Origin of the sequence: Winogradskyella endarachnes (genome assembly GCF_009741275.1) — a bacterium.
Classification (GTDB): domain Bacteria; phylum Bacteroidota; class Bacteroidia; order Flavobacteriales; family Flavobacteriaceae; genus Winogradskyella; species Winogradskyella endarachnes.
The window spans coordinates 1-12,499 of the sequence record NZ_WOWS01000002.1 but is presented as its reverse complement, the minus strand read 5'-3'; the positions used below and the strand labels follow the sequence as shown (position 1 = coordinate 12,499).

Genomic DNA, 12,499 nt, shown 5'->3' with positions numbered 1-12,499 from the left:
TTGTAATGTGAAGTTTAAACATTTCTACATTTAAAATATTCAGATTATTGAAAATGACACCAATTTAAAATTATGGCAAAGGAAGAATTAGAATGTTCATTTTGTGGTAGGAAAAAGCCAGAAACTAACCTCTTAATAGCAGGTTTAGACGCACACATTTGCGATCGTTGTATAGAACAAGCGCACGGTATTGTTATAGAAGAATCTAAACAATCTGAAAATGCAGATTTAAGTGCTGAATTAATGTTAAGAAAGCCAAAAGAAATAAAAAGCTTTTTAGACGACTATATTATTGGACAAGAATATACCAAGCGTATTATGTCAGTAGCAGTTTACAATCACTATAAACGTTTGTTACAGGCACCAACTGATGATGATATTGAAATACAAAAAAGTAATATTATTATGGTTGGGCAAACCGGTACAGGTAAAACTTTAATGGCCAAAACAATTGCTAAAATGCTAAACGTACCCTTAGCCATTGTAGATGCCACTGTATTAACAGAAGCCGGTTATGTTGGTGAAGATGTAGAGAGTATTTTAACACGTTTATTACAAGCGGCTGACTACAATCTTGAAAAAGCACAACGTGGTATTGTCTTTATTGATGAAATAGACAAAATTGCTCGCAAAAGTGATAATCCATCAATTACTAGAGATGTCTCGGGTGAAGGTGTACAACAAGCGTTATTAAAACTTTTAGAAGGTACTGTTGTTAATGTACCGCCAAAAGGAGGACGTAAACATCCTGATCAAAAATTTATTGAAGTAGATACCGAAAATATTTTATTTATTGCTGGTGGTGCATTTGATGGTATTGAGCGTGTAATATCTAAACGCCTTAATATGCAAGCTATTGGTTACAGTTCTATCAATGCAGAGAGTGTAGATAAGGATAATATTTTACAATATATTATTCCTAGAGACTTAAAAGATTTTGGATTAATCCCGGAAATTATAGGGCGTTTACCTGTTTTAACGCATATGGACCCATTAGATGCTAAAACACTTAGAGCTATTTTAACGGAACCTAAAAATGCCATTATTAAACAATATAAAAAGTTGTTTGCAATGGATGAAGTTACTCTATCAATTACAGATGGTGCCTTAGAATATATTGTTGAAAAGGCAATTGAATATAAACTTGGTGCCAGAGGATTAAGATCACTCTGCGAAGAAATCTTAACAGAAGCAATGTTTGAGTTACCTGGTTCTGGCGAAACAAAACTTAGTATCACCAAATCATATGCTCAAGACAGATTAAACAAGTCAACTTTAAAAAAGTTGAAAGCAGTGTCTTAAAAAGATTTTTAAACTAATAACTAAAAGCCACAATTTCAATAGAATTTGTGGCTTTTTATGTTTAGGGATTAATTAATTTTGCTAGCAATATATTTTGTAAAGTAAAAATTAATAGCACATTATTTTTATCAAAAATAGAAGGATTAATCCATAGCACTATTAATTCTTATTAATATTGGTTAAAAGGATTGTAACTATCGCTAAAAACAAATTCAATACCTTTTTTTGGGTTAAACTGTTATCGCTTAGTTTTTGTATAACTAAGTTTAACTTTTTTTTGAGCTAATTTTACTACAGACTTCTCTGAATAAGTATTAGGTACAAGCTCTTCCTTATAATTTACATACCCATCCTTTTCCGCAACAATTTGATAATAATGGTATGGTTTTAACTTAAAATGATAAGACGCATCATCACTTGTTACTTGGCGTTCTAACTCTTTACCTTCATCATCTAATAAAACAACAGTTGTATTTGGCAACTTTTCATTATCTTCTGTAGTAATAATACCTTCTAAGTTTTTATAAATCATTTCAGCTTGTACATGGTACATGTTATAGGCATGTGTTCTTTTGTTTTTATTTGATGAAAAAACACCTGTTTGCCCATCAATAATCATAAAAGCTATATCGTCTCTGGTAGAATTAATTGCTCTTCCTAAATTTCTAGGTTCACTATAAACAATATTTCTTCGGTTAGAAATAAAAATATCATAACCTCCTAAACTACCATGACCCGTAGATGAGAAGAACAACTCTTTATTATCATCTGTAGTAAATGGGTACTTTTCATTTTTTTCTGAATTTACCTTATCACCTAAATTAACATAAGAGCCTATGGTACCATCTTTATTAATTCTAGCCATATATATATCATACCCACCATATCCATCTTTCATGTTTGAAGAAAAGAATAAGAATTTGCCATCGGCAGAAACATGAGGATTTTCTACTGAATAATCATCGCTACTTATAGATAATTCAGTTTCGTTAATCCATTTACCTTGAGAATTCTTTTTTAAATTAGCCTTATACATTTTATAATTACCTTCACTACCTCTTTCGCTCCTTGTGTAATAAATAGTGTGCTCATCTGGTGAAAAAGAAACCTGACCTTCATTTGCTTTTGTATTTAATATTCTACTAAATAAAAATGGTTGAGAAAAACTATTGGTTCCTTTTACGTCTAAGCAAAACAAATCTGTATATGGTTCTTTAGTCTTTGGATCTTTACCAGAACCTAAGCCACCAATCTTTTTAGAGGATACAATAACTAGTTTGTTTCTAAACATTGCACTTGCAATCTCAGAGTAATCTGAATTTATTTTAGAGACTTCTACTTCAAAAGCATAGCCACTTTTATTAAGAGCATCAACTTTGGTTCGGTTTACAGGATCTGTAATAGTATACAGCCCATACGCACAGAACAAAATAACGCATAGCGAGTGTAAAGTAAATTTCATAATTGAGGAATAATGGATTAATACGTCTTAAAGATACAATTTACCTTGACACAGGCGGAATACTAGAACATTTTTCAGATAAGAAACGATTTTTATCGATAAAAAACTAACTATAACAATAACAGTAATATAAATCGAATTTATTGTTCATTTAAACGCAATAATTCTTCTAAATATGATCTAGAATTAGAGAGACGTGGTACTTTATGCTGACCTCCAAGTTTATTGTTACTTTTTAACCAATCATAAAATAAATTAGGGCGAGCACTATGTATTTTAGGACTATTTAAAGTCATATTATTTAGACGCTTAGCATCATAATCGGAGTTTAATGTTTTTAAGGCTTCATCAAATAAAACTTCAAAATTAGACATATCTTTTGGTGGTGTTTTAAACTCAATAATCCACTCATGCGCACCTTTTTCTTTTCCTTCCATAAAAATTGGTGCTGCTGTATAATCTACAATTTCTGAGGCTGTTTGTTTACAGACACTTTTAAAGGCTCTTTCGGCATTTTCAATAATTAATTCTTCTCCAAAAGCATTAATATGGTGTTTAGTTCTTCCGGTAACTTTAATTCTATGTGGACTTAAACTAACAAATTTTATTGTATCTCCTATTTTGTAGCGCCATAAACCAGCGTTTGTTGTTATAATAACTGCATAATTAGTATTGAGCTCTACCTCACTTAAAGGTATTACTTTTTGATCTGGCGTTTTATAGGTATCCATTGGAATAAATTCATAAAAAATTCCGTAATCTAACATCAATAGTAAGTCGCAAGAATTATTTTGATCTTGTATTGCAAAAAAACCTTCAGAGGCATTATAAATTTCATAATATCTAAAATCTTTAGACGGTAATATGGCTTTATATTGCTCTGCATAAGGATTAAAACTAACGCCTCCATGAAAATAAACTTCGAGATTAGGCCAAATATCAAACAAACTATCTTTATTTGTTTTATCCAATACATTGTTTAATAAAACCAACATCCAAGACGGCACACCAGCAAGACTGGTTACATTCTCTTCTATAGTTTCTTCTACAATGGCTTGCATTTTCACTTCCCAATCACTCATTAAAGACACTCTACTGCTTGGTGTACTACTAAACTCAGCCCAAAATGGCATATTGTCTATAAGAATAGCACTTAAGTCTCCAAAAACAGTTCCATTTTCTTTATACAATTCTTTGCTTCCGCCTAAACGCAAACTTTTACCTGTAAACAATTGTGCATCTTCGTTATTGTTTAAATACATACAAAGCAAATCTTTACTTGCTGCGTAATGGCAATCCTCTAAAGACTCCATACTAACAGGTATAAATTTACTTTTAGCATTAGTGGTTCCGCTAGATTTAGCAAACCATTTTATAGAGGTTGGCCAAAATATATTTTGTTCACCACGCCTAGAACGTTCAATTAAAGGGTGAACTTCTTCATAATTAGAAATAGGAATTCTTTGGTTAAACTCTCTGTAGTCTTTTATAGATTCAAAATTATATTTTCTGCCAATCTCAGTATCTTTTGCAAACTTTAATAACTTAAACAGTAATTCATTTTGTACTTCGTTAGGATATTTAATGAATAGTTCTATTTGATGAAATCGCTTTTTTAAAAACCAAGAAGCAATAGAATTTACAATGGGAATTGGCATGGATAAGCTATATTTACTCGCTAAACGAGATTTAATATTTCAGTTATTGTTTGTAATTTTGAATCTAAATAATCTAAATATTCATGTCTGGCTACAACACAAAAATCAAAGTAAAGCCAGAATGATAAAAATACTAAATTCTTTTATGGTTTTTACAGGAGTTCTTACAAAAATGCAAACCGAGTTTTTAGATCCCATTCAGTACTATTTGGTCTTTGAAAATGATTTTATACATATGAATCAATTATTGAATAAAACCATTAACATAAAACTTGTTGGGCACCAATGTTTAAGCTGTGGCTTAGACAAACCTATTTACCGACAAGGCTTTTGTAGAACGTGCTTTTTTGATCAACCCTTGGCTGGTGATTGGATTATGAGGCCAGAGTTAAGTACAGCACATTTAGGCAAAGAAGATAGAGATTTAGACTATGAGAAAAAGGTACAACTGCAACCACATATTGTGTATTTAGCCAATTCTAGCAATGTAAAAGTTGGTGTAACCAGAAAAAGCCAAGTACCAACACGTTGGATAGATCAAGGTGCACATGAAGCCTTAGAAATTGTTGAAGTACCAAATCGTTATTTAGCCGGAATTACTGAAGTTGCTCTAAAAGAACATGTTGGCGACAAGACTAATTGGCGTACTATGCTAAAAAATGAAATAAAAGATGAAAATCTATTAGAATGGCGTCAAAAGTTAAAGCAATATATACCAGAGCAAACGCAACAATATTATATAGAAAACAATTCTGAAACGCACTTACATTTCCCTGTAGAACAATATCCTGTAAAACCTAAAAGTCTTAATATTAATAAAACTCCTAGTTATTCTGGAAAATTAATTGGAATAAAAGGACAATACCTCATTTTTGAAGATAATACAGTTTTTAATGTAAGGTCTAATGAAGGATTGGTAGTTGAATTGAGTGTTTAATTCCTTAAAAAAAGAATCTCTTTAATTGAAACAACACTAAACTAGTATGTATCTAAACTTGAAAAAACAGATAAAAACTTATTTAAAATAAGCTAACAAATCGGCTTTTTTAGAAGCTGATACCATTATCTCTTTTCCATTACTTAGTACAACGCTTCCTCCTTTGCCTTTTACGTACTTTACAATTTCATTGACATTAACTAAATAGCTTTTATGTACTCTAGCAAAATTGGCTTCAGCTAAACTTTCTTCAATATATTTTAAAGTTTTACTAACGAGTTTCTTTTTATTGTTATTGAGATATATTTCGGTATAATTATCATCGGCTTTGCAAAACATAATATCTGCTGTGTCTATAACTTCAAAACCATCTTGTTGCGGAATGGTAATTTTTCCATTTACATAATTTGTTTTAGGCACTAAAACTTCATCTTGTAAAGCATCTTCTTTAGTCCTTATTTCTGTTACATAATCCACAGCTTTTATTAATTCATCTATAGAAATTGGTTTCATTAAGTAATATGAAGCATGCGCATTTAAAGCTTCAATAGCATAATGATTAAAGGCGGTTACAAAAATGGTTTCAAAATTAATATCTCCTACTTTATCTAATAAATCAAAGGCATTACCATATGGCATTTCTACATCTAAAAACACAACGTCTAAATCATTATTTCTTATTAAAACTAAGCCTTCCTCTACGTTAGAAGCTTCACCTAAAATTGAAATATTAGGACAATATTTGGTGAGGTAATTTCTTAGGATTAACCTACTGTTTTCTTCGTCTTCTACTATAATAGCCTTTAGTGTCATAATTAATCTTTTTTTAATGTAACAACAACTTTAGTACCTGCATCTTCAGATTCCTGAAAATCACTAATGGTTACGTCTACCTTATCTTTATACATTTCATTTAAAATTGAAACACGTTTTTTTATGTTGTTCATTCCTTTTGAATTCTGCTTTTTCTGATGGTCAGTTTTTAACGCTTTAGAACGTTCTCTCCCAATGCCGTTATCTGCAATGGTTATGGTAATTTCGTCTTTAGATTTTGGTTGAATATAAATATGTAAATGTCCTTTTTCATTTTTATAGCGCAAGCCATGCCAAACCGCATTTTCTATATAAGGCTGCAGTAGCATTGGTGGAATTTGATAATCGTCTACATCAATAGATTCATCTACGTCTATGGAATAGTCAAATTTATCTTGAAATCTAAAATGCTCTAGCTGAGTGTATAAATTTAATAATTCTACCTCTTTTTTTAATGGAATAAAGTCCTCTTCGCTATTTTCTAAAACAGCACGCATTAATTTTGAAAAGTCTGTTAAATATTTGTTTGCCGTGCGTTCATCGTTGGTTGCAATAAATGTATTTACAGAATTTAAAGCGTTAAAAATAAAGTGTGGATTCATTTGGCTACGTAACGATTTTAGTGCTAATAAATTATTTGCTAATCGTTGTTGTTTAATGTATTTAAACATTAAATAACCTGTTATTAAAAGTAAAATTAAACCACCTATTAAACTATAAATAATAATTTTTTGGTTTTTGTTTTGTTCTTGTGTTAGCTCATATTTACTTCTAGATAAGGCTCTGTCGCTTTCTAAAGAGGTAATTCTATTTTGTTGTTCTGCTATGTTTCTACTAAAACGTGCCGCTTGAGAAATTTCTTGTATTTTTTTTGCATATTGTTGATCCACTACATTGTTATACGCCTCACTATAAGCTATGGCTTTCTCCGTATTACCTGCTCTTAAATGTGCTTCGGACAATTTCCGTGTTGCATCCATTTTTACATCTAAATCTTCTTTTTTATCAGCTTCTTCTATACTTTTTTCATAATATGGAATAGCGCTTTCCATATCATTCTGAAGATAATAGGCATTACCAATTTTATAGTTTTGTTTTTGAATTGTAATTGGGCTTTCGTTGGCAATTATAGAATCTTTTTCAATATCTTTTATAGCTTCAATCGCCTCTTTTCTTAATACTATCTCATCATCGTAATCCGCATTTAAACTATTAAATTCAGCGACCTTTACTTGCTCTTCTACAGCGCGTTTTTTATTTTCATTTTTAGCTAAATTTAATGAATTATTAAACAACACTTTTGCCTTACTTGTTTGGCCTTGGTCACTGTAAACTTGTGCCATTTTAGAGTTTAAATCTGTGACTTTAGGTGCTATTAAATGTTTATTAGCCACTTTTAAACCATCTTGGTAAGCTTTTATCGCTTTAGAAAAATCTTTTAGTTTTACATAGGTATCTCCAATGCCTTCAAACCATACCGTTTTTTCATAATTAGATAACTTCTTTTCATCTATACTTGTGTATTCTTTTAAGCTTTTATCATAATTGCCTTCATTTCGGTATGCCTTAGCTAATTTAAGTTTTGCAGAGATTTTTTCGGTGTTTTGTATACTCGTTTTAAAAGCAGAAATAGCCAAATCGTATTGTTTCCAATACATATAAACGTCACCTAATAATTCATAGGCTTGTGCATTTTGCTCTGCGCTACTATCAACATTCAACGCATCACCAATAAACTTAATACTCTTTTCTGCATCAGTCTTTAAATAGACATCTGCAGAATCTATCATTTCATTAAAGCGCTTAAAATTAGATGTAATTTTAGAACGTCTACCATTTTGTTTGGCATCAATAACCTCAATAGTTATGCGTTCATTTGAGGTTACGGTATAATAAATGGTTTCAAAATCATCATGGCTAATAATAAGTTCGTCTCCAATTTTAGCTTTAATATTAAATGTTCCGTCTGCAAAGGTTCTGGTATATTGTCCGCCGTTTACTAAAATCTCCACATTTTTATACGGCTTATAGGATTCTTTTTCATAAACAGAACCTCTTATAGTAAAAACAGTGCTAATATTAGAAGCGCTATTATCTATTTCTCTTTGTTGAGAAAAGGCAAAAAAGCCAATTAGCCAAAAGAGGATTAGAAGACCATATGATTTAGAAATATTCACGTAATTACTTATTTGTTGCACTAAACTTACATACTTTATTTGGTTTCAAAAAATAGCTTATCTGTAATTGAAATCAATTTTACTCTAAATATACCTATTCAACTAAAATACTAGACCGTTTCACTCATCTAAATGGTTACTTCACTCATTCTGGTTTTAAATCACTGTTTTTTCAGCAGAGCTTTACACGTAAATCAAAAAACAATTAGAAAAATGAAATCAGTTAAATTATCAATTCTACTCTTGCTCCTATTTAGTTTTAGTGCTTATGCCCAACACAGAGGAAATTATAATGAAATTACCCAAGATATATCTAGGCAGAATATATTATCCTCAGGTAATGCCCAAATTTATAACCCAACGGTACAACAACAGGTTAATAAAACATTATACCCAAGCAACGTACTTACTGTAGATGTAAAAGCTTTACAGAATGTGAGTGCTACTACTTACACAGCAATCTTTAATGTGTCTCAAATGGGACCTTCTGCAGACAAAACCAATCAGTTAATGAAAGCACGAATTGATAGTATTAAATACCATCTAAAGACCAAAGGAATTTTGGCTAAAGATATTGCTATAGACGTGATTTCTTTTATTCCTATTTATGAGGTAGAGGTTACCAAAAAACTATTCAGTAAAACCTATTCTGAAGTTCCTAAAGGGTTTGAGTTGCAACAAAACATCCATATTCAATTTACTAAAACTAATCAGTTTGAAGCCATTTTAGAAGCTTGTGCACATAGCGAAGTTTACAATTTAGTAAAGGTTGATTATTATATTGAAAATATTCAAGAAGTCTATAAAAATCTTCAAGATAAATTATTAACACTAATTGAAGACAAGAAAAAATACTATACCGTTTTGGGTTTTGATATGGCTAATTATGATGTTGCCATAGCAGATGATAAATATTGCTATTTCCCAAAGGATTTTTACCAAAGTTACCAAGCTTATAATAGTACATCTGTTGAAGCCTTAAGTAAAAGTAAAGGAGTAACCACTGTAAAGAAGCAAACCTCATATTATTATCAACCGCTCACTTATGAAACTTATGATGTGGTTATAAACCCTTCAATTTTAGAACCAGTTGTTCAAATTGGCATGAACATAAAACTTGTTTTTACACCAAAACCAAAGGAACAAAAACCAACGCCAATTGTAGAAACAAAAATAGACCACAAATACTACGTAATTTCTCCAAACGGAACCATAGATGTAAAAGAATTAAACACAAAAAATTAAAAAAATGAAAACAGTACTTAAGTCTTTAGTCATTGCATTTAGCCTAACAACACTTATGGCTTGTAATGCAAACAATAAAAAAACAGAAATATCAGACAAATTAATTGCAGAAACCATAATTAACACCAATACAAAAGAAACGACACCAGAAATTAAAGTAGCCCTTTTGTTAGATACTAGTAATAGTATGGATGGTTTAATAGACCAAGCCAAAGCACAACTGTGGAAAATTGTAAATGAATTATCTTATGCAAAATGCGAAGATGAGAGCCCTAATTTAAAAATTGCGCTTTACGAATATGGAAATGATAACCTTAATGCTGAAGAAGGTTACCTAAGACAGGTCTTATCATTTAGTGACGACTTAGATGACATCTCAAAATCACTGTTTTCATTAACAACTAATGGTGGAAATGAATATTGCGGAAAAGTGATTAAAACAGCACTTAACCAATTAGAATGGGGAAATAGCGAAGACGATTTAAAACTGATATTTATTGCTGGCAATGAACCTTTCTCGCAAGGAAATGTAAATTATAAGGATGCAACTAAATTAGCACATCAAAACGATGTTACAGTAAATACCATTTTTTGTGGTGATTATAATCTAGGCATCTCAACATCTTGGAAAGATGGCGCAGATTTAACACATGGTAATTACATGGCTATAGACCACAATGAGTCAACCGTACATATTGCCTCTCCTTACGATGACAAAATTTTAGAATTGAATGAAAAATTAAATAAAACCTACGTAGCGTATGGTAGTGCTGGGAGAAAAAAAATGGAAATGCAAGCAGAACAAGACACCAATGCTTTAAGCTACAATAAAGCGAATGCAGTAAGTAGAACAGTTAGTAAAAGCTCTCGTTTATATATAAATAGCTCTTGGGATTTAGTAGATGCTGAAAAGGACAAAAGCTTTTCTTATGATGATTTAGATGAAGAGGAACTACCTAACGAATTAAAAGGAAAATCTAAAGCAGAAATTAAAACTTATGTTGAACAGAAAGGGAAGGCACGAGAAAAACTTCAAGAAGAAATTGAAAACTTAAACAAAAAACGACGAAATTATATTGCGAAACAAAACACAAAAAGTTCTAATAATTTAGAAAGTGCAATGCTTGAAGCTTTAAAATCACAAGCTGAAAAGAGGAATTATAAATGGGAATAAGTTAAATTTAGAAAAAGAAAAAGGCTCAATTTACATTGAGCCTTTTTTGTATTATAAAATATGGTCTTAATTAATTGCCGGACAGTTACACTCATACTTCTCTCTTCTACAATTAAAGTTGAAGCCTAAAGTAAACTGATGAAAGCCGCCTGTATTAAAATTCACTGTATTTGATTGATAAGAATAGGTATACGCAAATACAAAATTATTATAATCTACACCTACAAAAGGCGTAATGTACTGTAATTTTTGGCTACTTACACCAGAACCATCTTGAAACTGTGCACCATCTAAACTACGTCTGTAAGATAATCCACCCCAAACTTTACCAAAATCCATTTCTTTATAAACCTTTGCATTAATGTCAATAGAAGATTCTTCTGTTGCATCTCTATACATATACATTATAGAAGGCTCATAACTCCATTCACTACCAAACTTACTAAAAGTATAACCAGAGGATAACAGATAAGTTCTTAAATTTCTGTATTCAAATCCATCCTCGCCATTCCAGTTAATACCATCATTATCTAAAATGTTCTTAGCAGTAAAATGTGCATAGAAATCTATAAAATGATAAGAAAAACCAAAATCCATATTAAAATTAGTTGCGCTCTGCACTCCTCCATTTATAATTGCATCTATTTCACCAGGCGCTAAAAAAGTAGATTCATCTAACTTATATTGTAAGAATCCTGCACTTAATCCAAATGATAACATATTTAAATCAATCTCATTTCTAGAAAACATTAAATGATATGCAAAAGTTGCATAACCACCAACTGTTGAGTGATAACCATTGGCGTCATTAAAAAGAACACCACCAAGTGCCACAGGAGAGTCTCCTAATCTACCATTCATACTTAGCGTTTGCAAACTCGGCGCATCATCTACACCAAACCATTGTTGCCTAGCTGTTAATCTAATTTTTGCACAATTTGCAACACCAGCCATTGACGGGTGAATTAGGTAATAATTGTCTGTTAAATAGTCTGAATAGACTGGGATTCCTTCTTGAGTAAATCCAAAATTTGCTACTAAGGATATTAGGGCTACTAAACAATACTTTTTTAATTTCATATTTTTATTATCGTTTCAAGGTAAAATGGGCTTTAAATTCTTTACGGATATCAGTGCCTGGTTCGTCGTATTCTACTGTAAACCAATAATCACTGGTTGGCATTAAACTACCATTATATGTTCCATCCCAACCGCTTCCATCTGGACTCAATTGTTTCAACAGTTTTCCATACCTGTCAAATATATAAATTTTTGCATTACTTCCAATACCTGGGATATTCCAAGTTTCATTAAATCCATCGCCATTAGGTGTAAAGTATAATGGGTAATCTACGATAAACGTTGTCGCAGTCTCTGTTCCACAGCCATTCTTATCTCTGGCTATAACCTCATGTTCACCTGCTGATACATTGCTAAATACTAACGCATCTTGCCATGGTCCGCCATCTAAACTAAATTCATAGTCCCCTATCTCATCTCCTAATACTACTTGTATAACGTGATTTTCTGCAAATGCTTGTGTTAATTGCTCAATTGTTAAACTTGGTGGCTCACTTTCTATTACTAAGGTCTCATCGTAATGCTCACAATCGGTTAGCGTGTTAGTAACTGTAACACCATAAATACCTTCTGCTGTTGGCATATAAGTACCTTCTGTTGCGCCTGCAATTTCTACGCCTTCATAAGTCCATACAAAACTGTAATCTGTTG

10 protein-coding genes are annotated in these 12,499 nt (G+C 31.4%); 4 read left to right on the top strand and 6 right to left on the bottom strand.

All coding sequences use genetic code 11. The features are described 5' to 3' along the window. The first annotated feature begins 72 nt into the window (after positions 1–72). The gene (gene clpX / locus GN138_RS04800; RefSeq protein ID WP_157362659.1) at positions 73–1,302 is read left to right on the top strand and encodes an ATP-dependent Clp protease ATP-binding subunit ClpX; all 1,230 of its coding nucleotides are present in this window, start codon (positions 73–75) and stop codon (positions 1,300–1,302) included. Positions 1,303–1,540: 238 nt separating this feature from the next. On the opposite strand, the gene GN138_RS04795 is transcribed toward clpX, so the two are convergent. Both GN138_RS04795 and GN138_RS04790 read right to left on the bottom strand, forming a co-directional pair. Then, a complete protein-coding gene (locus GN138_RS04795; RefSeq protein ID WP_157362658.1) occupies positions 1,541–2,764 on the bottom strand; it encodes a carboxypeptidase-like regulatory domain-containing protein in 1,224 nt (407 codons plus the stop codon). A gap of 140 nt (positions 2,765–2,904) precedes the next feature. Next, positions 2,905–4,422, bottom strand: a complete 1,518-nt coding sequence (locus GN138_RS04790) for a GH3 auxin-responsive promoter family protein (RefSeq protein ID WP_157362657.1) — start codon at positions 4,420–4,422, stop codon at positions 2,905–2,907. A 145-nt stretch (positions 4,423–4,567) separates the two neighbouring features. Here GN138_RS04790 and GN138_RS04785 point away from each other — a divergent pair, with 145 nt between their 5' ends. After that, the gene (locus GN138_RS04785) at positions 4,568–5,359 is read left to right on the top strand and encodes a DUF2797 domain-containing protein (protein ID WP_157363338.1); all 792 of its coding nucleotides are present in this window, start codon (positions 4,568–4,570) and stop codon (positions 5,357–5,359) included. Positions 5,360–5,437: 78 nt separating this feature from the next. Here GN138_RS04785 and GN138_RS04780 read toward each other — a convergent pair whose 3' ends face one another. Both GN138_RS04780 and GN138_RS04775 read right to left on the bottom strand, forming a co-directional pair. After that, positions 5,438–6,172 carry a LytR/AlgR family response regulator transcription factor gene (locus GN138_RS04780; RefSeq protein WP_157362656.1) on the bottom strand — a complete coding sequence of 245 codons (735 nt, stop codon included), beginning with the start codon at positions 6,170–6,172 and terminating at the stop codon, positions 5,438–5,440. A gap of 2 nt (positions 6,173–6,174) precedes the next feature. After that, positions 6,175–8,349, bottom strand: a complete 2,175-nt coding sequence (locus GN138_RS04775) for a tetratricopeptide repeat-containing sensor histidine kinase (protein ID WP_317162706.1) — start codon at positions 8,347–8,349, stop codon at positions 6,175–6,177. Positions 8,350–8,562: 213 nt separating this feature from the next. Between GN138_RS04775 and GN138_RS04770 the strand changes: the two genes are divergently transcribed. Together GN138_RS04770 and GN138_RS04765 are read left to right on the top strand one after the other, a co-directional pair. After that, on the top strand, positions 8,563–9,594 hold the full coding sequence (locus tag GN138_RS04770) for an SIMPL domain-containing protein (RefSeq protein WP_157362655.1): 1,032 nt from the start codon (positions 8,563–8,565) through the stop codon (positions 9,592–9,594). A 4-nt stretch (positions 9,595–9,598) separates the two neighbouring features. Next, the gene (locus tag GN138_RS04765; protein WP_157362654.1) at positions 9,599–10,768 is read left to right on the top strand and encodes a vWA domain-containing protein; all 1,170 of its coding nucleotides are present in this window, start codon (positions 9,599–9,601) and stop codon (positions 10,766–10,768) included. A gap of 66 nt (positions 10,769–10,834) precedes the next feature. On the opposite strand, the gene GN138_RS04760 is transcribed toward GN138_RS04765, so the two are convergent. After that, positions 10,835–11,848, bottom strand: a complete 1,014-nt coding sequence (locus GN138_RS04760; protein WP_157362653.1) for a PorP/SprF family type IX secretion system membrane protein — start codon at positions 11,846–11,848, stop codon at positions 10,835–10,837. Between the two features lie 7 nt (positions 11,849–11,855). After that, positions 11,856–12,499, bottom strand: a 644-nt coding sequence (locus tag GN138_RS04755; protein ID WP_157362652.1) for a T9SS type B sorting domain-containing protein, incomplete at its 5' end; no start/stop codon positions are given.